The organism is Paenibacillus sp. A3, assembly GCF_001399685.1.
In the GTDB taxonomy this organism is placed as follows: domain Bacteria; phylum Bacillota; class Bacilli; order Paenibacillales; family NBRC-103111; genus Paenibacillus_G.
Genome location: NZ_JTHN01000190.1, coordinates 1 through 22,522 on the forward strand (window position 1 = coordinate 1; position 22,522 = coordinate 22,522).

Annotated in this window: 27 protein-coding genes and 1 riboswitch; of the genes, 3 read left to right on the forward strand and 24 right to left on the reverse strand. The window is 55.0% G+C overall.

Annotation, left to right across the window (positions count from 1 at the left end):
• Positions 1 to 308: 308 nt before the first annotated feature.
• From QJ48_RS26410 to ribD, 10 genes are all read right to left on the reverse strand, one after another.
• On the reverse strand, positions 309 to 986 hold the full coding sequence (locus tag QJ48_RS26410; RefSeq protein ID WP_054976385.1) for an SOS response-associated peptidase: 678 nt from the start codon (positions 984 to 986) through the stop codon (positions 309 to 311).
• Between the two features lie 17 nt (positions 987 to 1,003).
• The gene (locus tag QJ48_RS26415) at positions 1,004 to 2,110 is read right to left on the reverse strand and encodes an HD-GYP domain-containing protein (protein WP_054976386.1); all 1,107 of its coding nucleotides are present in this window, start codon (positions 2,108 to 2,110) and stop codon (positions 1,004 to 1,006) included.
• Positions 2,111 to 2,384: 274 nt separating this feature from the next.
• Positions 2,385 to 2,882 (reverse strand): GerW family sporulation protein, encoded by a 498-nt coding sequence (gene ytfJ, locus QJ48_RS26420; protein WP_054976387.1) that lies wholly within the window; start codon positions 2,880 to 2,882, stop codon positions 2,385 to 2,387.
• A gap of 151 nt (positions 2,883 to 3,033) precedes the next feature.
• Entirely contained in the window at positions 3,034 to 3,708 is a 675-nt protein-coding gene (locus QJ48_RS26425) for a DUF2953 domain-containing protein (protein WP_054976388.1), read from the reverse strand.
• A 121-nt stretch (positions 3,709 to 3,829) separates the two neighbouring features.
• Positions 3,830 to 4,444 (reverse strand): SMC-Scp complex subunit ScpB, encoded by a 615-nt coding sequence (gene scpB / locus QJ48_RS26430; protein WP_054976389.1) that lies wholly within the window; start codon positions 4,442 to 4,444, stop codon positions 3,830 to 3,832.
• Complete coding sequence (locus QJ48_RS26435; protein WP_054976390.1) at positions 4,413 to 5,198, reverse strand: ScpA family protein; 786 nt, start codon at positions 5,196 to 5,198, stop codon at positions 4,413 to 4,415. Before QJ48_RS26435 ends, scpB begins: the two co-directional genes overlap by 32 nt.
• Before the next feature lie 38 nt (positions 5,199 to 5,236).
• Positions 5,237 to 5,707, reverse strand: coding sequence for a 6,7-dimethyl-8-ribityllumazine synthase (gene ribE, locus QJ48_RS26440; RefSeq protein WP_025846457.1), 471 nt, complete (start codon positions 5,705 to 5,707; stop codon positions 5,237 to 5,239).
• Positions 5,708 to 5,744: 37 nt separating this feature from the next.
• A complete protein-coding gene (locus QJ48_RS26445; protein WP_054976391.1) occupies positions 5,745 to 6,959 on the reverse strand; it encodes a bifunctional 3,4-dihydroxy-2-butanone-4-phosphate synthase/GTP cyclohydrolase II in 1,215 nt (404 codons plus the stop codon).
• Positions 6,960 to 6,999: 40 nt separating this feature from the next.
• Entirely contained in the window at positions 7,000 to 7,674 is a 675-nt protein-coding gene (gene ribE, locus QJ48_RS26450) for a riboflavin synthase (protein WP_054976392.1), read from the reverse strand.
• A gap of 48 nt (positions 7,675 to 7,722) precedes the next feature.
• Complete coding sequence (gene ribD / locus QJ48_RS26455; protein ID WP_272948162.1) at positions 7,723 to 8,838, reverse strand: bifunctional diaminohydroxyphosphoribosylaminopyrimidine deaminase/5-amino-6-(5-phosphoribosylamino)uracil reductase RibD; 1,116 nt, start codon at positions 8,836 to 8,838, stop codon at positions 7,723 to 7,725.
• A 313-nt stretch (positions 8,839 to 9,151) separates the two neighbouring features.
• Positions 9,152 to 9,315, reverse strand: a riboswitch (FMN riboswitch).
• Between the two features lie 203 nt (positions 9,316 to 9,518).
• Here ribD and QJ48_RS38180 point away from each other — a divergent pair.
• Together QJ48_RS38180 and QJ48_RS26460 are read left to right on the forward strand one after the other, a co-directional pair.
• Positions 9,519 to 9,686, forward strand: coding sequence for a hypothetical protein (locus QJ48_RS38180; RefSeq protein ID WP_193394504.1), 168 nt, complete (start codon positions 9,519 to 9,521; stop codon positions 9,684 to 9,686).
• A 35-nt stretch (positions 9,687 to 9,721) separates the two neighbouring features.
• On the forward strand, positions 9,722 to 9,976 hold the full coding sequence (locus QJ48_RS26460) for a hypothetical protein (protein WP_054976393.1): 255 nt from the start codon (positions 9,722 to 9,724) through the stop codon (positions 9,974 to 9,976).
• Positions 9,977 to 10,044: 68 nt separating this feature from the next.
• Here QJ48_RS26460 and QJ48_RS26465 read toward each other — a convergent pair whose 3' ends face one another.
• The 5 genes from QJ48_RS26465 to QJ48_RS26485 all read right to left on the reverse strand — a co-directional run bounded on the left by QJ48_RS26465 (position 10,045) and on the right by QJ48_RS26485 (position 15,063).
• A complete protein-coding gene (locus QJ48_RS26465; protein ID WP_054976394.1) occupies positions 10,045 to 10,476 on the reverse strand; it encodes a peptidylprolyl isomerase in 432 nt (143 codons plus the stop codon).
• A 174-nt stretch (positions 10,477 to 10,650) separates the two neighbouring features.
• Positions 10,651 to 11,985, reverse strand: coding sequence for a diaminopimelate decarboxylase (gene lysA, locus QJ48_RS26470; RefSeq protein WP_054976395.1), 1,335 nt, complete (start codon positions 11,983 to 11,985; stop codon positions 10,651 to 10,653).
• A gap of 149 nt (positions 11,986 to 12,134) precedes the next feature.
• On the reverse strand, positions 12,135 to 13,955 hold the full coding sequence (locus tag QJ48_RS26475) for a spore germination protein (protein WP_054976415.1): 1,821 nt from the start codon (positions 13,953 to 13,955) through the stop codon (positions 12,135 to 12,137).
• Positions 13,956 to 13,999: 44 nt separating this feature from the next.
• Positions 14,000 to 14,425 (reverse strand): stage V sporulation protein AB, encoded by a 426-nt coding sequence (locus tag QJ48_RS26480; protein ID WP_054976396.1) that lies wholly within the window; start codon positions 14,423 to 14,425, stop codon positions 14,000 to 14,002.
• Positions 14,422 to 15,063, reverse strand: coding sequence for a stage V sporulation protein AA (locus tag QJ48_RS26485; protein ID WP_054976397.1), 642 nt, complete (start codon positions 15,061 to 15,063; stop codon positions 14,422 to 14,424). The genes QJ48_RS26480 and QJ48_RS26485 overlap by 4 nt, the downstream gene beginning before the upstream one ends.
• 182 nt (positions 15,064 to 15,245) lie before the next feature.
• Between QJ48_RS26485 and QJ48_RS26490 the strand changes: the two genes are divergently transcribed.
• The gene (locus tag QJ48_RS26490) at positions 15,246 to 15,461 is read left to right on the forward strand and encodes a DUF378 domain-containing protein (RefSeq protein WP_054976398.1); all 216 of its coding nucleotides are present in this window, start codon (positions 15,246 to 15,248) and stop codon (positions 15,459 to 15,461) included.
• A gap of 130 nt (positions 15,462 to 15,591) precedes the next feature.
• On the opposite strand, the gene sigF is transcribed toward QJ48_RS26490, so the two are convergent.
• From sigF to csaA, 9 genes are all read right to left on the reverse strand, one after another.
• Positions 15,592 to 16,347 carry an RNA polymerase sporulation sigma factor SigF gene (gene sigF, locus QJ48_RS26495; RefSeq protein WP_025846479.1) on the reverse strand — a complete coding sequence of 252 codons (756 nt, stop codon included), beginning with the start codon at positions 16,345 to 16,347 and terminating at the stop codon, positions 15,592 to 15,594.
• 12 nt (positions 16,348 to 16,359) lie between these two features.
• Complete coding sequence (gene spoIIAB, locus QJ48_RS26500) at positions 16,360 to 16,806, reverse strand: anti-sigma F factor (RefSeq protein WP_054976399.1); 447 nt, start codon at positions 16,804 to 16,806, stop codon at positions 16,360 to 16,362.
• A complete protein-coding gene (spoIIAA, locus tag QJ48_RS26505; RefSeq protein WP_054976400.1) occupies positions 16,803 to 17,156 on the reverse strand; it encodes an anti-sigma F factor antagonist in 354 nt (117 codons plus the stop codon). The genes spoIIAB and spoIIAA overlap by 4 nt, the downstream gene beginning before the upstream one ends.
• A 199-nt stretch (positions 17,157 to 17,355) precedes the next feature.
• Positions 17,356 to 18,534 (reverse strand): D-alanyl-D-alanine carboxypeptidase family protein, encoded by a 1,179-nt coding sequence (locus QJ48_RS26510; protein ID WP_054976401.1) that lies wholly within the window; start codon positions 18,532 to 18,534, stop codon positions 17,356 to 17,358.
• Between the two features lie 156 nt (positions 18,535 to 18,690).
• On the reverse strand, positions 18,691 to 19,206 hold the full coding sequence (locus QJ48_RS26515) for a YhcN/YlaJ family sporulation lipoprotein (RefSeq protein WP_054976402.1): 516 nt from the start codon (positions 19,204 to 19,206) through the stop codon (positions 18,691 to 18,693).
• A gap of 121 nt (positions 19,207 to 19,327) precedes the next feature.
• The gene (locus tag QJ48_RS26520; RefSeq protein WP_054976403.1) at positions 19,328 to 20,659 is read right to left on the reverse strand and encodes a pyrimidine-nucleoside phosphorylase; all 1,332 of its coding nucleotides are present in this window, start codon (positions 20,657 to 20,659) and stop codon (positions 19,328 to 19,330) included.
• A gap of 128 nt (positions 20,660 to 20,787) precedes the next feature.
• Positions 20,788 to 21,165: a hypothetical protein gene (locus QJ48_RS26525; protein ID WP_054976404.1), complete on the reverse strand. Its 378-nt coding sequence runs from the start codon at positions 21,163 to 21,165 to the stop codon at positions 20,788 to 20,790.
• A 234-nt stretch (positions 21,166 to 21,399) separates the two neighbouring features.
• The gene (locus QJ48_RS26530) at positions 21,400 to 21,804 is read right to left on the reverse strand and encodes a hypothetical protein (protein ID WP_054976405.1); all 405 of its coding nucleotides are present in this window, start codon (positions 21,802 to 21,804) and stop codon (positions 21,400 to 21,402) included.
• Positions 21,805 to 22,177: 373 nt separating this feature from the next.
• Positions 22,178 to 22,510 (reverse strand): chaperone CsaA, encoded by a 333-nt coding sequence (csaA, locus tag QJ48_RS26535; protein ID WP_054976406.1) that lies wholly within the window; start codon positions 22,508 to 22,510, stop codon positions 22,178 to 22,180.
• Positions 22,511 to 22,522: the final 12 nt, after the last annotated feature.

Consider the following 22,522-nt stretch of genomic DNA (forward strand, 5'->3'; position numbering starts at 1 on the left):
GGGCGCGCTTCCGCCTGCGCACCGGTCGATACGCCCGGAGCGGCGCTAACCCCCGCAGGCGGAAGCGCGCCCATATAAGCCAGCAGCAAAGCGAGCAAAAGCAGACATCCTTTTCTCATCTTTATCCTCCCACGCGCCATCCTACAGGAAAGCCGACTGCCATCGGTCGGACAACTCCATGTCTTTGTACATGTATATGCTTGTCACTCCAGGTTATGAACGGCCCATGACAAGCGGCAATCCGGAAGCGTATGGGAAAAGATGTCAACTAAAAAAGCCTTGCGCCTGCGGGAATCCCCCCCTACAGACTACAAGGCTAAAGGCTCTATGCAATCGGGCTCATTGTATGAAACACGGCCGACCTTCGGATCGACCTCGTAATACTTCATCCGCTCGGCGGAATACGGCTGCAAAACGGGAAGCAGCTCCTTTTCGTCCTGCACGTTCCGGTTCAGCCACAAGCTTTCATGCTCCCGCGGCAAAATGACGGGCATCCGCTCGTGAACCTCGGCCACCAATTCGTTCGCGGCTGTCGTAAGGATCGTGCAAGTGTGCAGCTTCGTTCCGTCCTCCGCCAGCCAAGTGTCATACAATGCCGCCATACCGAACAACCCTCCGTCCGCCAGCACGAAGCGGACCGGCTGCTTCTGCGAACCGGTCCGCTTCCATTCGTAAAAGCCGTCGGCCGGAATGAGGCAGCGCTTTCGTTTCAGCAGACTGCGGAAGGCGGGCTTCTCGGCGGCGGTTTCGGCCCGCGCGTTCATCATGCGCGCGCCGGATTTGTCATCCTGCGCCCAGGAGGGAACCAGACCCCAGCGAAGCTCGCCAAGCCGGTTCGCACCGCCGTCTGCACCCCCGATAATCGCGGGAATCCATTGGCCCGGCGCCGCATTATAGCGCGGCTGAAATGGCGCGGGACGACGGTCCAGCATAAAATGCAGCACCAGCTCTTCGAAACTTACGGTAACGGTATAGCGTCCGCACATGCCGGAGCGTCCCCCTTTCAAGCTTGGCGGGCTTGAGTTATATTGTCCGCATGGTGAATAAACACCGTCAGCTTCTCGGCCAAATCGATTTCGTAAGGCTGTCCCAGCACTTGGCCATAGCCGTCGATCAGCACCCGGACGACGGGACGCTGCGGCACCGCCGGGTTAATACTGACAACAACCCCCTGCTCTCCTGTGCTTAGCGTGACGGTCAAGCCGAGCGGATAGATGGCTACGTTATCCCGGAACAACGCTACTTTACGCTGATCGTACAGCGTTCCGACGCCCGCAAACAACACTTCCATCGCCTGATGCGGAAGCATCGCGAGCCGGTGCGGCCGGTGCGTCGTCATCGCGTCGTAGCTGTCGGCGACGGCGATCCATTTGGCGTATTCGTGAATGTCTTTTCCCGTGATCCCTCTCGGATATCCGCTGCCATTTTCCCGTTCGTGATGCTGAAAGGCGCAGTGGGCGGAAAGCAGGGGCATATTCGGCTCGTCCTTCAGCAAGCGGAAGCCGATCTCCGTATGCTTCTTCACCTCTTCGAATTCCTCCGCCGTGAGCGGTCCGGGTTTCTTAATGATATCCAGATTGATCTTGGTCTTGCCGATGTCATGCAGCAGCGCGCCCAGTCCGAGCGCCATCAGCTCATCTCTGTTGTAGCCACTTATCATGCCGAGCATGGTTGAATAAATACAAACATTCAACGAGTGCTGATACAAATAATTGTTCAGAACGTTCATATTCAGCAGCATGATCGCGGTGCCTTGCTTTTCGTTCAAGTCGTCGATGATCATCTTCATGACATTTCCGAACGAACGTCCGAGCACGTGGTTTTTAGAAAATTTGGACCGGCTTTCGTTTTCCATGAAGCTGCGGAAATGAGTGCGGATTTCGGTTAGCGCTCTGATTCTCGTTTCATCTGCAAGCGGTTCCTCAATCTTAAGGTCCTCCGTCGCCTTGTCGGCAATATATAAAAAATCGATGCCGAGCCTCTCCAAACGCCCGAGTAATCCTCCCGTCAATTCCACTCCTTCGTTTAAAAGAATGACGCCTTCTTCGTTATAAATGCACTTCCCGAGGCGCATACCCGGTTCGCACGATCTGGTGGGCAACAGCCGCATGAACGTATACCTCTTTCCCATGTCTTCAGTCCTACGGTTACAAAATTAACTATAGTCCAACCTTTGGGAAAGAGCAATATGTGTCATGTTAATTAATCAAAAAACAGCAAAAATATGTAAAGCTGCTCCTAAGAGCAGCTCGCCGAATGATACGATCTAACCTTTTTCATATCAATTATGTCTTTGTCTACAGGTTTTATTATGACCAAAAAAGGGTCGGGTGAAAAGGGAATGTTGCTGGAAAGGCAAACAACTCTTTCCAAACACCGACAAATCAGACAATAAAGTTCTGATTTTCGATGTTGTTCGTGACGGTAGTAGCGCCGCCGGTTCCTTCCGTCATTGCACCCGAACCGGATTTTGTCCCGTTCTTGATCATCGTTTGAATGCGATCGACGACATTCGGCGCCGAGTCGATCAAGCGCTCCAGCAGGTGGGTCTGGTTATCAAGCGGTACGACCTTGACGCCAAGCTTGCCTACGACCAGAAATGCGATTGGCGTGATGGATACCCCGCCGCCGCTGCCGCCGCCGAACGGCAAAGCCACATTGGCGTTATGCGCATCGTTGCGGCTGATGCCGGCGGATGAGGATTCGTCGGTTACAAACTCGCTGCCACCGGCCGCAAACCCGAAGCCTACTTTGCTGATCGGCATAATGACGCTGCCATCCGGGGTTTCGACCGGATCGCCCACAATCGTATTAACGTCGACCATTTCTTTGATGTTTTCCATGGCCGTTTTCATGAGTCCTTGAATCGGATGCTCAGACATGAATGAAGATCCTCCTTTTCGAAAAGGCTTGAACGCTACAACTTTCGATTGCTTTTTTAGCATTACCCAAAGCCGAAAACGGTATGCGGGAGGCGGTCCGTAAATACCGAAAAGCCGCCGCTTCTCCGCAATGCAGATCACGACAGCCTCGTCAGGTGCGCAGCAGCACTTTTTTCCAGGCGCGCAGTCCGCCTTTTACTTTTAAAATCCGGAAGAGCAGTTGGAGTCCCGCCACGATAACATGCCACAAGCGGATGTGCAGGCGGCATATGCCTTCGGTAATAAACACGTTCTGATTGAACACCGGCATGACTTGAAGCTCCGGCTTCGCCTCAAGCCGAACCGTCCGGAAAATATATCCCAGAAGCGACGTTTTCAGCCCCCATAAGGTGCCTACGACAACGGCCGTCCCTGCCGCGTCCCCGATGCCGGCCGATGTTTTCCAGTTCAGCTCGGTACAATGAAACCGGCTGAGCAGCCGGCGGAACCATTGGTTAAACTTAAAACAGTTGTGAAGCAATATACGAAAGCTGTCGATTGCCTCTTTAATTTTATCGAAGTCGATTTTACGTTTAGGCTCGCCCCGGAAATGATCTTTGTTCGGATTCGTCTTCTCCGATTTCAGTTCCAACCCTTCCAGCCATCCCTGAAAGCGGAGCAGCGGCACGATGTACCTATAGCGGATAAGTCCGAATAAGGAGCGGACATCGATTCGAATTTCGTCATTTTGTTCCATATGTACGAAAGACAGGCAAATTTTGATCTTGCTTTGCGCTACAGCAAAAATCAAGACCGCGACCGCTCCGGCGATCCAAGCCCATACCATGCGATGCTCCTCCTCTTCGGCCCCGACGATTGCGGGCAGCACAAAAACTCCTGAGCCGGAAGCCTTCTGCTTCTTTTCCTCAGGAGTTAGTATAGCCCAGCATTGGAAAAACATGCGTACGTTACATGCCGCCCGGTTCCGCTACGTCCTCGAACGTGATTTGTTTGCCGTCCAGCTTCTCGAAAAGCAGCCTTGTCTCTTCTTCCAAATTATCGTCATTTTCGAACATCGACGTCTCCGGAAGATCCTCAATCGTACTGAGCGCAAAATAATCGAGAAACGATTTGGTCGTCCCGTACAGAATCGGCCTTCCCGGCGCATCCGCGCGGTCTACCTCTTGAATCAGATCTTTGGCCACCAGCGTTTGCAGTGCGCGATCCGATTTCACCCCGCGAATCTCTTCAATCTCCACCCGCGTGATCGGCTGCTTGTATGCTACGATCGCGAGCGTCTCCAGCGCCGCTTGAGAAAGCGACGTCCGCGAAGGAGAGTAGGCCAGCCGCTCAAGATACGGCGCGTGCTCCGGCACGGTCGTAAGCTGATAAGTACCCGCCAGCTCGACAATTTGAATCCCGCGGCCCTGACGCTTCATGTCCTCCTGCAGATCCAGCACAAGGTCGGTCACGAACTCGGCGCTGAACTCCAGCACATCGGCCAGCTGTTTGGCGTCCAATCCCTCGTCTCCCGCCACAAACAACAAGCCTTCAATAACTGATTTCATCTGCCCAAAATCCATCCGCCGTTCCTTCCTCTCTTGCCTGAATCACAATATCGTCAAAAAGCTTATGCTGGAAGCAGACGATCCTCTTGACTTTCATCAGCTCCAGCAGCGCCAAAAATGTAACGACAATCGCGTCTTTCGTCGCGTCGTCGTTCACCAGCTTCGAAAACATGACTTTGCCCCCGCACTTCTGGAGCGTATCGACCACCTCGTACATGCGATCCTTCACCGAGATTTCGTCCTTGCGGATTTTGGCAATCGCCTGACGGCTCTGCATCCGCCGCATCGCCTTGCGAAACGCGTTAACGAGATCGGCCACATGCAGACCTTTGACCGGGTTTTCCTGCACCGCAGGCACATACGGGGTCAAGTCTTCGGGCTCTCTCGTATAAATGAGGCTGCGCTCCATCTCTTTATCCCGCAAATGATCCGCAATCGCCTTATACTTGCGGTATTCGATCAGCTTCGCTACGAGCTCGGCGCGGGGGTCGTACTCCTCGTCCATCATGTAGTCGTCGAATTCCAGATCCACGATGGGCGGCTTCGGCAGAAGCATCTTGCTCTTAATGGAAAGCAGCGTCGCGGCCATGACGAGGAACTCGCTCGTCACTTCGAGCTCCAGTTCCTGCATGGCGTCCAGGTATTCCATGTATTGATCCGTAATTTCTTTGATCGGAATGTCGTAAATATCGACTTCCGCTTTATCGATCAAGTGCAGCAGCAAATCAAGGGGGCCTTCAAAGGTTTCCAGCTTTACTGTGACTTTCACTTTCCTCTCGTTCCCCCTTAATCCTCATGCAGCTTTCGTCAGGTTGTCAGCTGTTTCGTCAAATTGGCCATCTCGATGGCGCTCGCAGCCGCTTCCCAGCCTTTGTTCCCGGCCTTGGTCCCCGCGCGCTCCACCGCCTGCTCGATCGAGTCGGTCGTTAGCACGCCGAAAATAACGGGAATGCCGGTTTTGAGCGAAATGGCAGCCACGCCTTTGGCCGTTTCATTGCAAACGTAATCGAAATGCGGAGTGGAGCCGCGAATGACCGCACCCAGCGTGATGACGGCGTCATACTTGCCGCTCTCGGCCATTTTCTGGGCGATCAACGGAATTTCGAAAGCGCCCGGAACCCAGGCAATCTCGACTTCGTCTTCCTGTACGCCGTGCCGTTTCAGCGCATCCAGCGCGCCGCCCAGCAGCTTGTTCGTAATAAATTCGTTGAACCGTCCGACCACGATCCCGTATTTTAACCCTTGCGAGACCAGATGTCCTTCGTATACTTTCGCCATGTCCCTTCAACTTCCCTTCATTTGATGAAATATTTTTTTAAATGGTAAAATCAAGCAAATGTCCCAGCTTTGCCTGCTTCGTATGCAGGTAGTTCGTATTATCCTCGTTTTCTTCCATCTGCAGCGGCACGCGCTCGACCACCTCAAGCCCGTAGCCTTCCAGACCGCGAATTTTGCGCGGGTTGTTGGTCATGAGCCGGATGCGTCCGATGCCGAGATCCTTCAAGATTTGCGCGCCGATTCCATAATCCCGCAGGTCGGGCGCGAAGCCCAGCTTCAGGTTCGCATCGACGGTATCGAGCCCCTGCTCCTGCAGCTTGTACGCCTTCAGCTTGTTGATCAAGCCGATGCCGCGTCCTTCCTGCCGCATGTACAGCAGCACGCCGGAGCCCGCCTCTTCGATCTGCTTCAGCGCCGCCGCGAGCTGAGGTCCGCAATCGCAGCGGTGAGAGTGAAAAACGTCGCCGGTCAAGCATTCGGAATGGACGCGCACGAGCGTCGGACGGTCGCTGTCGATTTTGCCCTTGACCAGCGCCACATGCTCTTTGCGGTCAACGTCGTTCGAGTAGGCGATCGCGGTAAAAACGCCAAAGTCCGTCGGCATCCGCACCTCGACCTCGCGCTGCACCAGCTTCTCCTTCTGATTGCGGTAGCGGATCAGGTCCTGGATCGTAATGATCTTCAGATCATGCTTGCGGCTGATCTCCATCAGGTCCGGGACGCGGGCCATTTCGCCGTCTTCCTTGATTACTTCGCAGATGACGGCAGCGGGGTAAGCGCCGCACAGGCGCGCCAGATCGACCGCCGCTTCCGTATGTCCGGCGCGGCGCAGAACGCCGCCTTTCTTGGCCGTGAGCGGAAAAATATGTCCCGGACGACGGAAGCTCTGCGGCTTCGTCTGCGAATCGATCAGCGCCTGCACGGTCCGGGAACGTTCCGATGCGGAAATGCCGGTCGACGTTTCGACGTGATCGATCGAAACCGTGAAGGCCGTGCCGTGGTAATCCGTGTTGCGCGATACCATCTGCGGCAAGTCCAGCTCCTGGGCCCGCTCTTCGGTAATCGGAGCGCAGACGAGGCCGCGTCCTTCCTTGATCATGAAGTTGATGACCTCCGGCGTCGCTTTCTCCGCCAGAGCGATGAAGTCACCTTCGTTCTCGCGGTCTTCGTCGTCCACGACAATAATGACTTTGCCCAGCATCAGATCGTATATCGCTTCTTCGATCGGATGAAACCGGATCGGTTCGTCCATTCCTCTCTCCTCCTTATGTCTATGTCGGTCCGGAACCGGATTACAGGAACCCATGCTCCGTTAAAAACGCTGAGCTCAGACCGCCGGGGGTTGTCCCTTTGGTTGCAGCCGCCCCTTCTCCCGTTCGGAAGGTCAGCAGCCGCTCGATGTATTTGCCGAGAACATCGGCTTCGAGATTGACTTCATCCCCTTGCTTCTTACGCTGCAGTACCGTTTCCGCGAGCGTATGCGGGATGATCGATACGGTAAACGAGGTTTCTCCCAGCTCGACGACCGTCAGGCTGATCCCGTCGATCGTGATCGAGCCGTGCGGAATGATATATTTTAAGATACCCGGGTCGTGCGGCTCTACGCGGAAGACGACGGCATTTTCTTCCGGTGTCCGTCCCCGGATGATGCCTGTCGAATCGACGTGTCCCTGCACGATGTGACCGCCGAACCGGCCGCCTGCACTCATCGCCCGTTCCAGATTGACCGGAGACGCGCTCGACAGCCGGGACAAGTTCGTCCGCCGGAATGTCTCCGGCATGACATCGACGGTGAAAGACGCTTCGTCGTAAGCGATGACGGTCAAGCAGACGCCGTTCACGGCAATGCTGTCGCCAAGCTTGACATCGTCCAGGATCCGCTTCGCCCCGATCGTCAGCACCATCGCCTGACCTTGCTTGGCTATGCGGCGCAGCGTGCCGATTTCTTCGATAATTCCAGTGAACACGGAATATCCCTCCTTCTTCTCGCGGTCCGTCTTCTCAGAACAGCTTGTCTATTCGCTCGGCTTCGCATACTGCGGGTACCCGATCAGGCACAAGTCGTCGCCGAACGTCTCGACCTGCATGCGCTCCAGCCGAATCGCCTCGCGCATTTGTCCGAAGCCGGCAAAGTCGAAGTTCGCCGGCGCCAGCGCGCCTCCGCCGATGATCTTCGGCGCGAGGAAGAGCACGAGCTTGTTGGCGAGCCTGCGCTCCAGCAGCGCGCCGCTCAGCTTGCCGCCGCCTTCCACGAGCAGCGAGCCGATCTCGCGCTCGCCGAGCCGCACCATGGCGGCGTCCAAATCGACAGCGGGGCCCGGCCCGCTGTCCACGATCTCTACGCCGCGCGCTTCGAGCTCGCGGCGGCGCGCCGCCGGCGCCTGTTCGGTCGTGAGCACGACCGTTGGCGCAGCCCCGTCCCGCACGAGCTTCGCCTCGTGCGGCAGCCGCAGCGTCGAGTCGACGACGACGCGGATGGGGTGCAGACCCGGCACAGGCAGCCGGGTCGTCAGGGACGGGTCATCGGCCAGCACGGTGCCGATGCCGACCATTATCGCCTGATGGCGATGGCGCAGCGTATGGACGTAGGCGCGGGAGGCCTCGCCGGTAATCCACTTGCTGTCGCCCGTTCTGGCGGCGATTTTGCCATCCAGCGTGCTGGCCGATTTGACGGTGACGAACGGCCGCCGGGTGACGATGAACGTATTGAACGCTTCGTTCAAAGCGTTCGCCTCCCGCTCCAGTACCCCTTCCGTCACCTCGATGCCGCTCGCCCGGAGCCGAGCGATCCCGCTGCCCGCCACAAGCGGATTCGGGTCGGTCGCCGCAACGACGACCCGCTTGACGCCTTCCCGAATCAGCCGGTCGCTGCACGGCGGCGTCTTGCCGAAGTGGCTGCAGGGCTCCAGCGTCACGTAGGCGGTGGCGCCCGCAGCTTCGCTTCCTGCCATGTTCAGCGCGTGAACTTCGGCATGCGCTTCGCCCCGCTTCAGGTGGGCGCCCATGCCGACAATGCGTCCTTCCTTGACGATGACGCAGCCGACGACCGGATTAATGCCCGTCTGTCCGGCCGCCGAAGCGGCCAGCTGCAAAGCCAGATTCATGTAATACTCGTCGTTCAGCAACCTCACGGTCAATTGACGCAGCCTCCTTCTCCTGATTCCTTCCGGAAAATGCGAAAAAGCCCTCTTTTTGCTTAGCAAAAAGGGGCTGCGAGAAGCGTTGCGTTCAGGTAAACAAACGCAGGCGGAATCGCTTGCAGCAAAAGATCGCAATGCCATGCCGTGCATGTCACTGACGCCTCGTCGATGCATGCCTAAATAAACCTTGCTTCTATGTCCGAAGACACACGGCAAGAAGACATGCTCGAATAGACACACCTGCGGCATTTTGAGTATGTGAAATAACGCACATACGCACGAAGACAGTCTATCGCCGATTCCGCTTTCCCTTCTCCCATCCAGACTATACTGTCGGTCTCGGAATTGCACCGAGTCCACCGGCAACCAGAATTGGCTGCACGGGTCACGGACTGAGTTTGGCCTACAAAACAAACCAGCCAAAACATCACCGCCGGTAGGGAATTGCACCCTGCCCCGAAGGTAAGCTGTATGAACTTATGGTCTACCAGAAAAACATACCTAGCATTGATTGCAATAGTACCATCGCGAAGTAAAAATTGCAAGCGGGGTCTTTTTGCTTTTTTCGGGGTCGAATGCCCGTTTTCGCTCGCATCATACCATTCGCCGGGATTAGCGGGTAACTTCCGACATAAAGTGATACGGAAACCAGACACGAGGGAGGAAGAACGATGAACCGGACGGTTGTAAAGACGTTCAAGCATAAGGTAGGCAAAAATCAGTTCGTCATCATTAAAATTTTCCAAAAGGCAATCTCAACCGTAGACAATGGTAATGCGCTGGCCAGCAATGCGGTAAACGTGAAAATATTCAAGAAACCAATAGGGCAAAAAGACTAGCCTTTCCCTATCTCCCGGGAAAGGAGGTGATTTCGATGTCGTTCAAAAAAGACCGGAACCATGACAAGAAAAAAGACAAACACATTAAAGTCGACGTCTGGCAATCGGCCAAAGCAAGAACAGGCCAAGGCGGCAACGCCTTCGCCATCAACGCTTCGGACGTAGGTGTCGTCAAGTCAAATGTAACTAACGTCAAGAAAAAAACAATCAACGTCAAAAAGAAAATCAACGTTAAAAAGAAAATTAACGTTAAGAAAGTGATCATCATTAAGAAAAAAAGACATCACTAATTAAAAAACGCCGAATCCCTTTGCTTAACAGGGCTTCGGCGTTTTCTCGCGTCAAGACAAGAAACCGATTAAACTTCCACGATTTGCACGGATTCCATTTTGTCACGGCCTTTGAAAGCATCGACATGCTCCATGCCTTTGACGACTTTCCCGAACACAGTGTGCTGACCGTCCAAGTGAGGCTGCGGGTTGTAGCAGATGTAGAATTGGCTGCCGCCGGTGTTGCGGCCGGCATGCGCCATGGCAAGCGTTCCGCGTTCATGCTTGTTCGGGTTGATCTCGCAGTTGATCGTATAGCCCGGACCGCCAGTGCCAGTGCCGTGCGGGCAGCCGCCTTGCGCTACGAAGCCCGGAATAACACGGTGAAACACGACTCCGTTGTAGAAGCCTTCGTTCGCAAGCTTTTCGAAGTTCGCTACCGTATTCGGCGCGTCTTTCTCGAACAAATCGAGCACGATTTCGTTGCCGTCAGTCATTTTAATAATCGCCTGTTTTGCCATAGGACGTACACTCCTTTAATTGCTTGTTCTGCCGGACGCATCCTTTCGCGATGCCCCGGACAACCCTTCCTATTTTACTATGAAAAGCGGTTCCGCACAAATCAGTATCCGCCTTCGACCTTCCAACCGACAAAAAACGCCGGCCCCAGGGACCGGACGTTCTCTCTCGCTTATTTATAACGTTTTGGCCGTCACTTGCCGCATCCGTTCGGGAACGACGTCGTTGCCGAGCAAATGCTCGAACGACTCGCGCTTGACCACGATATCGGCCTCGCCGTCCTTCACGAAAACGACGGCCGGCCGGCGAATCCGGTTGTAGTTGCTCGACATCGCGTAATTGTACGCACCGGTGCAGGCTACGGCGAGCAGATCGCCCGTACGCGCCTGCGGCAGGCTTACGTCCCAAATGAGCATATCGCCGCTCTCGCAGCACTTGCCCGCGATGGATACGACCTCTTCGTTCGCTTCGCTCGCCCGGTTCGCGAGCATGGCCTCGTATTGCGCTTCGTACAGCGCCGGACGCGGATTGTCCGTCATCCCGCCGTCGACGGCTACGTATTTGCGCACGCCGGGAATATCCTTGTACGTGCCGATCGTGTACAGCGTCGTCCCTGCGTCTCCGACGATACTGCGGCCCGGCTCGGTCCAGATCTCGGGCAGCGGATAGCCGTTTTGGCCGAATTTCGTCTGGATCGCTTCGGCGATCGAATTCACGTACTCAGCGACAGGCAGCGGCGAATCGCCATCGACATAACGGATGCCGAAGCCCCCGCCCAGATTGATGACCGGGAACGTCAGACCTAGCTGTTCCCGAATATGGACTGCGAAATCGGCTACTTTATCGACCGCAAGCCGGAAGCCGCCGACCTCGAAAATTTGCGAGCCGATGTGCGAATGAACGCCGAGCAGCTCGATATTCGGCAGCTCCGACGCTTCCTTGACCGCCTGCTCGGCCGCGCCGTTGGCCAGATCGAAGCCGAACTTCGAATCGGTCTGACCTGTCGATATATATTCATGCGTGTGAGCATCCACCCCAGGGGTGATGCGCAGCAGAACATTGACTTTTTGCCTTTTCTCTCCCGCAATGGCATTCAGCATGTGCAACTCGACGAAGTTATCGACGACGAAGCAGCCGATCTTCGCGTTAACCGCCATCTCAAGCTCCTGAGGCGTTTTGTTATTGCCGTGGAAATGAATTCGCTCGGCCGGAAATCCGGCTTCCAGTGCGGTATGCAATTCGCCGTCCGATACGACGTCCAGCGACATTCCTTCTTCCTCCACAATACGGCACATAGCCATAACGCAGAACGCTTTGCTGGCATATGCTACCTGAAACCGGAGGCCCGTAGCGCGAAAAGCTTGCACAAATTCGCGGCAGCGCTGGCGGATCAATTGTTCGTCCATAACATACAGCGGTGTTCCGTAGCGCTCGGCTAAATCGACTGTGTCGCAGCCGCCGATTTCCAGATGTCCCCTGTCGTTAATCTTGCTGGTGCCGTGTAGATACATCTTGTTCGACTCCTTCTCCCCATGAAAAGACATTACTTTTAAAGTACCACAGACAAGCGACAAAACACAATATGCAAAACACCCCTCCGAAGCGGGCTTCGAAGGGGCACGAAGGGTAGAAACGGTGCTTGCGGCTGCGTTCAGTCCGGTTAGCGCTGCGGCTGCCGGGTTCTGTCCTTCGGCCTCGTCAGACTTAAGCGCGTTTTCATGGACAGAAACGGTGGTCTTACCAAAATATTCGCCATCGCGCTCTTATTGAACGGGATAAACGGCCACAAATACGGGGTATTGTACGAACGCTGCAGCGACAGCATGAGCAGCAGCAAGGTGGAGCCGATGACAAAACCCGGCACTTTGAAAACCGCGGCAATCACGAGCAGGGCAAGCCGGGACAGGCGGTTCGCCAAGCTGAGCTCGTAGCTGGGGGTTGCAAACGTACCGACCGCGGCAACCGACAAGTACAGGATGATTTCGTTTGAAAACAATCCCGCCTTGACGGCTACATCTCCTACCAAAATTGCCGCGACCAAGCCCATGGCGATCGCGAGCGGCGAAGGCGTATGTACGGCGGCCATCCGCATCAAGTCAATGCCGAGCTCCGCAATAAGAAACTGGCCGAGCAGCGGGATTCTCCCCGGCTTCTGCGGCCCCAAAAATTCGAGCCCTGCCGGCTTAAGCTCCGGAGAAGTCACGATAAGAAGCCAAAGCGGCAGCAGAAAGATCGATGCGGCGATGCCGATAAACCGCACCCATCGGAGATAAGTGCCCACAATCGGCGTCTGACGGTATTCTTCCGCATGCTGCACATGATGGAAAAACGTCGTCGGCAAAATCATAACCGAAGGGGACGTATCGACAAACACGATGACATGGCCTTCCAGCAGGTGAGCCGCCACCACATCGGGTCGTTCCGAATACCGGACCGACGGATACGGATTCCAGCTTTTTCCGACAATCGCTTCTTCCAGCTGTTTTTCGGCGAGCGGCACCCCGTCCACTTTCACTTTTTTAATTTTATCGCGGATCGATTCAACCAGCTTCATGTCGCCAATATCTTGAATGTAACCAATGCAAACGTCGGTCTGCGTCCGTTTGCCGACCTGCGTAATCTCAAGCTTCAGCCGCGGGTCCCGCACTCTTCGGCGTACTAACGTAACATTGGTAAGCAGCGTCTCGACAAAGCCGTCGCGAGAGCCCCGTACGACCCGTTCGAGCTCGGGCTCTTCGGTCGTGCGGGCAGGAAAGCTCTTGGCATCGACCAGAATAGCTTGGCGTTGGCCCTCGAAAAAAAAGGCCGTTCCGCCCATCGCCACATTATCGATCGCTTCCTTCAGCTTGCAGGTGCGCTTCACCTGCATGTGCGGAATCAACGCCTCTTCGAACAAACCGATAATACTGCGGCGCCCGCTGTCCTCCTGACGTTCGGACGGCTCATCCGCCCGGTCCGTTCTCCAGTTCCGGTAAGGTCTCCGGCGCTCCTCCTCCGGTTCCCGGTGCTCCGCTTCCCGGCGCACCTGATCGGCATAAGAAAGCCGTTCCAGAATTTCGGTCAGCACAAGATCTTTCACGAACCCGTTATAGTAGAAAATCCCGGTTTTCTGCCCGCCGAACACCATTTCGCGAAAAATGACGTCGAAGCTTTTATTCAAGCCTACCTGCTCTTCCAACTGTCGCTTGAGACGGTCGAAATCTTCCGAAATTTCCGTGCTTTCCTTAAGCTCCCGCTCTTCCGCCGTCAATTGCGTCTCCTGACGCATCTTGCGCGACATTCCCGTTTCCGAATCGCCTGATCCGGTATCGCGCTCTCTTCCATCCTTTGCGGATGGCTCCTCCGGGTCGTCCGCCGACAGGCTGCCGATAATATTGCCCTCCCGGTCAACGATCAGCTTATCTTCCTCCGGCGGCTTGAAGCTGCGGAGCTTTTTCGTTTTCCCGCCTATTAATTTCGCACGTTTGATTTGCTTGTTCACGCCCTTCACCTCCCAGTGAATTTTGCTGCGAGCAGCTTCGGGCATTACTGCACCAGCCCGAGCCAGTCGATCAGCGAGCCGAGCACTTTCCCGAAAATCATCGCCATCAGCAGCCAGATCATGTACTCTTCCATCCGGATTCTTTTGGCCAAAATCGGCAGCACGTTGATGACCTCGGTCAGCGCTGCCGCAAGCATTCCGACAAAGCAGCCGGCTAACAGGCCGAGCACCGAGGCGGACAAAGGAAACAGCCGGAACGTCCATTGAAAGAAATCCGTCGCCGTAAAAAAAACCGCACCGAGCACGACTGCGCCTTCGTATAAGCGGATCGACCGGTACGATCTGCTGATTTGCGCCAGCCTCGGTATGATGTCCAGCACCACCAGAAAAGCAACCATGCCGCTGCCCACCGCAAGGCCGCCGGCCAAGCCGACAAAAGCAAGCAGAAACCCGCTCAGCAGTCCGGTCAAGGCGGCGGCTCCCGGTCCGGCGAGCGATTGATTTTGGCGTATTCCTCGGCGATGACGTATTGGTTGACGTTTTCCTGGTACATGAACATTTCCACCTCCAACGGGCTCGGCTCCTCGTTGAACTTTTTCTTGAACAGGTGATTGAAAAAGACGATCATCCCGATGCCGATGCCAAACGAATATGGAATTTGCAGCAGCAGCGGGCGCTCGGTATGTTTGCCGGTGAGCAGCTTGTAGATGCTCCGGTGTACTTCGGCCATGCTGACGTCGGCGTGAAAGTTCATTATGGCCAGACCCGAGCCGATAAAAAGCAGCAGCCATACCAAAACGATGAGGAATAAGCTGGGCGGCCGCGATTTTCCGGAAATTTCAACCAGCGCGTGCGGGTCGCCGAAATGCTCGATGTTCATCAACGGAAACCGCTCTTTGACTTTGCTCACGACCAGCATCATATCGATAAGCAGCAAGCTGCCGTCATGCTCTTCGGGGCGGCACAATTCCAGTTCAAGCAGGTCCGTCTCGTATTCGGGCTCCGTCAGAAAGACGGCAATATGCCCGAGCCGGATCGGATCGCCGCGGCTGGCCCGCATCCGTTTGCGCAATCGGATGTACAGGGACGGAGCGGAAGCACGGTTCATCTCCGAATCCTCCCTTACCATGCATTTAACGGTAGTATGAATAATTACGCATGACGGTAAACATCCCGGACTTTGGCAAAAATTTCACTGGGAGCCGAAGCATAAAGGAAAACGGCTTGACAAACAGTAAGGGCAAGAACAAAGATCACCCAAACTTTTCTTGGAGGAAGGTGTCGAGCATTATGAGAAGAACGGCTTTAACGCTCGTAATCATCGGGGCTTTAAACTGGCTGCTTGTGGGGTTATTCGAATGGGATTTGGTCACAGCGCTCTTCGGGGGTGACGCGCATCGTGAATCTTCGGGCTTCAGCCGAATCATCTATACGCTGGTCGGTTTGGCGGGGCTGTACTGCATCGCCTTGCTGTTCCGCGACAACGACAGAGCCCGGGCCCGGTAATGGCAAAGCTATCCTCAAGAACGCGCAAGAGGACGAGAGCGTTCGCTCGTTCTCTTTTTAGGCTGCAAGAAAAACAGCTCCCCGGCGATTCCCGCAAGAGGAACCTCGGAGAGCTTCTTTAGGCAGTTAGTTATTGGGCAATTTGATCCTTGATCGACTGCAAAATTTTTTTCTCGAGCCGCGAGACCTGCACCTGGGAAATGCCAAGCCTGCTGGCTACCTCGGACTGCGTCTGATCCCGGAAATAACGGAGATATACGATCAAGCGTTCCCGTTCGTTCAGCGCGCCGATCGCCTCATTGAGCGCCAGCTTGTCAAACCACTTGTCTCCGCCCTCGTCCGCGATCTGGTCCATCAAGGTGATCGGGTCGCCATCGTTCTCAAAAACGGTTTCATGGATCGAGGACAAAGGCTTGTTCGCTTCTTGAGCGAAGACGACCTCCTCCGGCGTGATTTGAAGCTCCTCCGCCACTTCCTTGATCGTCGGCAGTCGGCCGTTCCGTTTCGAAAGCTCGTCCTTCGTCTTGCGGATTTTGTTGGCCAGCTCTTTGAGCGAACGGCTGACCTTAAGCGTTCCGTCGTCACGCAGAAAACGCTGGATTTCCCCGATGATCATCGGGACCGCATACGTTGAAAACTTCACATCATACGACAAGTCAAACTTATCCACCGACTTGAGCAGTCCGATGCAGCCGATCTGAAACAAGTCCTCGGCCTCGTAGCCCCGGTTAAGAAACCGCTGCACGACCGACCAGACCAGGCGGATATTGCATTGCACCAGCGTATCTCTGGCCACGGTGTCGCCGGACTGGCTGAGCGCGATCAATCGTTTGACTTCGCTATCGTCCAAATAGCTGTGTGAGGCGTGCTTCAAATCTACATCCATGAGATCAGACCCCTAATTGAAAAGAGCTTTTTTCGATTCGATTCGCTTCTTCATTCTAATCGTGGTGCCTGTGCCTAAGGTTGTCGTCACTTCGATCGCATCCATGAAATTTTCCATAATCGTGAAGCCCATGCCGGACCGCTCCAGCTCCGGCTTCGACGTGTAAAGCGGCTGCTTGGCCAGATCCAGATCCTCGATCCCTGCTCCTTCGTCCGTCACGGTAATAAAAACCGTGTCCCCTTCGAGCTCGGCCGTAATCGTTACAATCCCGTCCGGGCGATTGTCGTAGCCGTGAATGATGGAGTTCGTTACCGCTTCGGACACGACCGTCTTGATATCCGTCAGCTCATCCAGCGTCGGGTCCAGCTGCGATACGAAAGCGGCGACGGTTACGCGGGCGAACGATTCGTTCTCGGAGCGGCTCGCAAACTTCAGCGTCATAAAGTTACGTTCACTCATAGGGCGACCTCCAGACTTTGCAGCGCTTTTGTTTCGTTATCCTGAATCGATAAGATTTTGAACAGCCCGGACATTTCAAGAAGCCGGTATACGGCAGGATTCAGATCGCAGACGACCATTTTGCCGCCGCGCGCCGTAATCTGCTTGTAGCGGCCCAGAATGATGCCGAGGCCGGAGCTGTCCATGAAGGTTAGCTCCTTGAAGCTCATAATGATGTGGTTGACGTTTCCGCGCATGACTGCCTCTTCCATCCGCGTTTTGACCGTGTCCGCCGTATGATGGTCCAGCTCTCCCTGAAGCCTGACGATCAGCGTTTGGCGGTAATGTTCGAGTTCGATTTGCAGACTCAAGCTGCTCACTCCTTCCCGTTCATGCACACTCATTTCTACGTGAAGGAATCCTTTTCCTGCCCCCCGACAAAACTAGAAGAAATGCGCTATAACTAGAATAAAAGCGACAGAAAGCGCAGCGGAATAGCGCAAAATCCCCGCGGCGGCCTAGGCTGTATCTGCGGGGATCATGCTGTGTATGTCAGGCTGCGGCTGTTCGTCAATCCAAGAACAACATCCGCTTCGCCGTTCGTTTCGTCAAGGTCCACCAACCGGCTTTTTTCACATTCACGGGCGATTCCAGCGCGAATTCGGTCAATACTTGATCGCCTTTGTACACAACGATTTTCCCGACCGAATCCCCGGCTGCAATCGGCGCTTTCAAATCCGTCCGCAGCTGGACTTCATGGCGGATTCCGTCGGCCGCTTCCCCTTTTTTGAGCAGCAGGCTGTACGGATGTGTAGCCGTCAACGGTACGACCGGCACCTCGCCTTTGCCAATTCGCAATTCGCCAAGCGAATCTCCGGTCTTATAGATCGGAAGATTCGTATATTGCGAGAACGCATAATCGAACATCCGCGTGACTTCCGCATTGCGCGTTTTGGTGTCCGGTTCGCCCATGACCACGGAGATAACGCGCAGATTGTCGCGCTTCGCCGTTGCCGAAAGACAAAATTTCGCTTCACTCGTATAGCCGGTTTTCAAGCCGTCCACCCCCGAATAAAAGCGTACGAGCTTGTTCGTATTGACGAGCCAAAACGGCTTGGGCGTTTCCTTGCGCAAATAGTCTTGGTACAAGCCGGTATACTGGGTAATCTCTTCGTGCTTAAGCAATTCTTTGGACATCAGCGCAATATCGTAGGCGGAAGAGTAGTGATTTTCGGCAGGCAGTCCGTTCGGATTGGCAAAATGGGTATTTTTCATCCCCAGCTGGGCAGCACGCTCGTTCATCATCCGAACGAACGCTTGCTCCGTACCCGCAATTTTCTCCGCCATCGCTACCGACGCGTCGTTGCCGGAGGCCATGGCGATACCTTTCAGCATATCGCGTACCGTCATTTCCTCGCCGACTTCCAGAAAAATCTGCGAACCGCCCATGGAAGCGGCGTATTCGCTTGTCCGCACCTTCTCGTCCAGCTTGATTTTTCCTTGGTCCAGCGCTTCCATAATAAGCAGCATCGTCATAATTTTCGTGATGCTGGCCGGGGGAAGCCTGGCATCTTTGTTTTTGTCGTGAATGACCGTGCCGGAATCCGCGTCGATGATAACGGAAGATACGGCATTCGGAGCCAGCTCAACCGGCTGTGCTCTTTTCGCTTCCTCCGCCATTGCGGGCGGCAGCGCGACCAGCAGCAGAAGCTGGAGGCAAATCGACCACTTGATCACTTTGCTGAACATAACCCTATTCTCCCCTCCTGTCGGAGCTCGATTGTAGGTACTGGTATTCAGTGTTGACGAATCCGCAACAAAATATTCCAAAACAGGAAAACAAACAGCCGGGAAGCAGACTCGATCCCCGGCTAGCGTCGGACATTCGTTCTGAAGGATGCGGCTCTAATGCGCGGTCGGGAACACGCGGCGCACCAAATCGGCGAACCCTTGCACGAATCCGGCGACCGGACGTCCGGCACGCACATCCCCTATATACGTATTGACGCGCCCGACAAAATCCGGATTGACGGATACATAGACGCTCTGAATGTTCGCGTCCGTTGCCCGGACTTTCTCGGCAATGCGGTTTTCCACGTCCTGCGTAAGCGTCTGGTTGTTTTTCAGCACGGATGCCACATAAGCCGCACGGTCGGTTACAAGCACATTCGCCGTTTGTACTTCCGGGACCTCGGAGACGATTTTGCCTGCTGCCGCATCCGCGATATCGATTTGTCTGTTGGCGTTTTGAAACGGCTGAGCCCCCTGGTTCGTTCCCTGCTGCGCGTGTTGGGTCTGCTGCGGAGTTTGAGCGGCTTGTTGCTGCATTCGCGCCTGCTGCCTGTTCGTGCAGCCGGCAGCCAGGACGGCGACGCAGCCAAGTACGACCGAGGCGCGAACCCATAATTTCACGTGATGCATCGTTGTTTCAGCCTCCCTATGGATAATTGTTCGCCTTTAGTATGCTTACTCCCATCGTTTGGCATGCACGCAAAGAAGCCCGGGACGAAAATCCCGGGCTTTCATGTATGGATCACAGCTATTATAACTTGCGAATGCCGTCCTTCGTGACAACGGCATAAATCAACTTCAATTTTTCGGCAGGCGCCGAAGCGATCGTGAAAGCGGCGGCCGTCCGCCGCATCATTTCAGCCGTTTCCGCCGAATCCTCACGGTTGATGTAAAGCTCGGCAAGCGGTTCGCCCTTCTTCACCGGATCGCCGACACGCTTGAACAGCTTGATGCCCACCGCCAGATCGATCTTGTCTTCTTTGGTCGCGCGGCCCGCGCCAAGCAGCATGGCGGTAATCCCTAACGCTTCCGCATCGATCGCAGCTACACAGCCTTCTTCCGGCGCCGGAACGTCCACGCGGCGGGACGCTTGGGGAAGCCGGGCAGGATCTTCCGCAACATGGGCGTCGCCTCCCTGCGCGGCAATGAACTGCTTCAGCTTCGCAAGCGCCTCGCCGTTTTCAAGCAGACGGGTAACGAGCTCCTTCGCTTCGGCTTCGCTGTCCGCTTTGCCCCCTAGGCGCACCATATGCGCCGCCAATTCCAGACAAAGCTCCGTCAGCTCGGCCGGTCCCCGGCCACTGAGCGTATCGATCGCCTCCAGCACCTCAAGCGAGTTGCCGATCGAAGGACCGAGCGGCTCATCCATGTTCGTAATCACCGCAACCGTCTCCCGGCCAACCTCCGTCCCGATATCGACCATCGCTTGAGCCAGCTTGATGGAATCGTCCAGCGATTTCATAAACGCGCCGCGTCCGGTCTTGACATCGAGGACAATAGCGTCCGCCCCGGAAGCGATCTTTTTGCTCATGATCGAGCTGGCAATCAGAGGAATGGATTCCACCGTCGCCGTCACGTCCCGCAGGCCGTACAGCTTCTTGTCCGCCGGCGTCAGGTTGCCGGTTTGACCGACTACCGCGAGCCCGATCTCCCGCACCTGCGCCAAAAACTGCTCCGTTGTCCGCTCAACGGCAAAACCGGGGATCGCTTCCAGCTTATCGATCGTCCCGCCCGTATGGCCTAGGCCCCGGCCGGACATTTTCGCCACAGGAATACCGGCCGCCGCTACCAACGGTCCTACGATGAGCGTCGTCGTATCTCCGACACCGCCTGTGCTGTGCTTATCAACCTTGATGCCGGGAATGGAGCTAAGATCGACCTGATCTCCCGAACGCGCCATCGCCAGCGTTAGATCCGCCGTTTCCCGCGCGGACATGCCGTTGAAATATACCGCCATCGCCCAAGCGGACATTTGGTAATCCGGAATTTCCCCTTTCGTATAGCCTTCGATCAAAAAAGCGATTTCTTCGGAGGACAGCTCTTTGCCGTCCCGTTTGTTATGTATGATATCGACCGTTCTCATCCAGGCCAACTCCCCTGTCACGTAGTCACTCCCCCGTATTATATTCCCTCCGCGGCAAAAAGAAAAGAAAGCCCCGGGAGACGGCTCCCGAGACTTCCTTGGCACATAGGTTAAACGATATATTGCTTTTAGGATACGACGATCTTGGTTTTCATCTCCGCATGACCCGGACCGCAAGGCAGCGAGCAGTGCACTTCATACGTACCCGGTTTGTCGAAGGTCACTTCCATCGATTTGTTGTTGTTGTCCAGCTTAACATTTGTACCTACGATCTCAAGCGCATGAAGCCCTTCTTTGTTCATCAAAGACACGGTCATTTTCTCGCCGGCTTTCGCCGTGTATTCCGGCTTATCGAACTGATAGTTCGTGGCTACGAATTTAATCGAAGGACCCGCCGATTCTTCTTTTGCCATTTCCGCTTGACGGGCAGAGATGTTCTGGAACAAAACGCCGGCGCCAAGGAGACAGGCGACGATGAACAGAGAAAACATAGCCCATTTTTGCATAGATAATCCCCCCCTTACTGTTTGGCCGTAAAGACGTATAGTCTTATTGTACAAAATACGAGCGACTTTACACATGCCCTTTCATACCATTCCCGTGAAAAATTTGTGAACAAATTTGGACCGGTTCGACACGGGATTCACTATTAGCATGAGATAACGTTTAAGCCAAAATACGCGGACTTCCACTGCCCGCAAAAAAACTCCGCCATGGCGGCAGAGCACTTACAATTGGATTCAACGGCTGAGCCGATCGCGAATTTGGAAGCCGATGCCCCGCTCTTTCCGCTTCGCTTCCTGTTGGTTCATCTTATTGATATCGTTCACGATCCGAATCCGGCACGAGCTGCATAAGTGGTGCTGTTTGATCGGGGAACCGCAGCTGTTGCACGGATAGGTCAATCCGGGATAATAGGCGACCGGCAGCCGGTTCGATACGATGAATTCGGCGATTCGTTTAACGGAGACACCCGTAGCCCTGCTCAGCTCTTCGGTACTTGCCTTCCGGTTGCCGCGCAAATAACTTTCGCAGAGGTCAAAATCGCCGTGGACCTGATCGATACAATCCTGACACAGATTGCGCAAATTTTTTTGAAACACTTTTCCACAGTTCGGGCAGTTGGCTACTTTAAGCATCGTCATGGCGGCACGCCCCTCTTTTTCCTACCTTAGCATCGTCAGAGATGGTTCTAACGAATTATCAAAAGTAGTCCTATATGCCCAATTGTAGCATAGTCGCTTCGGCCCGAACAGAGGGACGTCCCAACTTTTTTTGGGATCTGCCCCTAAAGTAATATGCCTGAATAACCCTATCACGGATTGTCATACTATAAAGGACCCATTCATTCAAGAAGCAAGAAACAGGAGGTGCCGACATGTCCGACAAGCAGCAAGGCCACGGGAATCAGAACACGACGACCCGTACCAGCGACAAAGGCGCGAAGAAATCGAAATAACGAGCCGCGACAAAAAAAGTACTCCCGCTTCCGAGGAAGGTGGAGTACTTTTTCCATAGCTATGCGATCGACGTCCCGTTCGGAGCCGTCTGGTCCGGCGCGAGCAAAATGACATCTCCCTGCTCCGGCACCCCGCCAAGCACCAGCACCTCGGATACGTATCCGGCAATGCGTCTGGGCGGAAAATTAACAACCGCTACAACCTGTCTGCCGATAAGCTCTTCCGACACATACCGCTTCGTAATCTGTGCGCTGGATCGCTTGATCCCGAGCTCTCCGAAATCGATCTGCAGCTTGATGGCCGGAACCCGCGCTTCCGGAAAAGGCTCGGCGGCAATCACCGTGCCGATGCGCAGGTCCAGCTTATGAAAATCGTCGATCGTTGCTTCCATTCTGCTTCCTCC

What these genes read in the sequence shown, in the direction of transcription:
- csaA (WP_054976406.1), bottom strand. Translation starts at nt 22,510, where the DNA reads ATGGAAGCAACGATCGACGATTTTCATAAGCTGGACCTGCGCATCGGC.
- QJ48_RS26510 (WP_054976401.1), bottom strand. Translation starts at nt 18,534, where the DNA reads ATGTTCAGCAAAGTGATCAAGTGGTCGATTTGCCTCCAGCTTCTGCTG.
- QJ48_RS26415 (WP_054976386.1), bottom strand. Translation starts at nt 2,110, where the DNA reads ATGCGGCTGTTGCCCACCAGATCGTGCGAACCGGGTATGCGCCTCGGG.
- QJ48_RS26490 (WP_054976398.1), top strand. Translation starts at nt 15,246, where the DNA reads ATGAGAAGAACGGCTTTAACGCTCGTAATCATCGGGGCTTTAAACTGG.
- ribE (WP_025846457.1), bottom strand. Translation starts at nt 5,707, where the DNA reads ATGGCGAAAGTATACGAAGGACATCTGGTCTCGCAAGGGTTAAAATAC.
- ytfJ (WP_054976387.1), bottom strand. Translation starts at nt 2,882, where the DNA reads ATGTCTGAGCATCCGATTCAAGGACTCATGAAAACGGCCATGGAAAAC.
- QJ48_RS26485 (WP_054976397.1), bottom strand. Translation starts at nt 15,063, where the DNA reads ATGAACCGTGCTTCCGCTCCGTCCCTGTACATCCGATTGCGCAAACGG.
- QJ48_RS26445 (WP_054976391.1), bottom strand. Translation starts at nt 6,959, where the DNA reads ATGGACGAACCGATCCGGTTTCATCCGATCGAAGAAGCGATATACGAT.
- scpB (WP_054976389.1), bottom strand. Translation starts at nt 4,444, where the DNA reads ATGGATTTTGGGCAGATGAAATCAGTTATTGAAGGCTTGTTGTTTGTG.
- QJ48_RS26465 (WP_054976394.1), bottom strand. Translation starts at nt 10,476, where the DNA reads ATGGCAAAACAGGCGATTATTAAAATGACTGACGGCAACGAAATCGTG.
- QJ48_RS26520 (WP_054976403.1), bottom strand. Translation starts at nt 20,659, where the DNA reads ATGAGAACGGTCGATATCATACATAACAAACGGGACGGCAAAGAGCTG.
- QJ48_RS26530 (WP_054976405.1), bottom strand. Translation starts at nt 21,804, where the DNA reads ATGACGATGCTTAAAGTAGCCAACTGCCCGAACTGTGGAAAAGTGTTT.
- sigF (WP_025846479.1), bottom strand. Translation starts at nt 16,347, where the DNA reads ATGGATGTAGATTTGAAGCACGCCTCACACAGCTATTTGGACGATAGC.
- QJ48_RS26525 (WP_054976404.1), bottom strand. Translation starts at nt 21,165, where the DNA reads ATGCAAAAATGGGCTATGTTTTCTCTGTTCATCGTCGCCTGTCTCCTT.
- QJ48_RS26425 (WP_054976388.1), bottom strand. Translation starts at nt 3,708, where the DNA reads ATGGTATGGGCTTGGATCGCCGGAGCGGTCGCGGTCTTGATTTTTGCT.
- lysA (WP_054976395.1), bottom strand. Translation starts at nt 11,985, where the DNA reads ATGTATCTACACGGCACCAGCAAGATTAACGACAGGGGACATCTGGAA.
- QJ48_RS26515 (WP_054976402.1), bottom strand. Translation starts at nt 19,206, where the DNA reads ATGCATCACGTGAAATTATGGGTTCGCGCCTCGGTCGTACTTGGCTGC.
- QJ48_RS26410 (WP_054976385.1), bottom strand. Translation starts at nt 986, where the DNA reads ATGTGCGGACGCTATACCGTTACCGTAAGTTTCGAAGAGCTGGTGCTG.
- QJ48_RS26460 (WP_054976393.1), top strand. Translation starts at nt 9,722, where the DNA reads ATGTCGTTCAAAAAAGACCGGAACCATGACAAGAAAAAAGACAAACAC.
- QJ48_RS38180 (WP_193394504.1), top strand. Translation starts at nt 9,519, where the DNA reads ATGAACCGGACGGTTGTAAAGACGTTCAAGCATAAGGTAGGCAAAAAT.
- spoIIAB (WP_054976399.1), bottom strand. Translation starts at nt 16,806, where the DNA reads ATGAGTGAACGTAACTTTATGACGCTGAAGTTTGCGAGCCGCTCCGAG.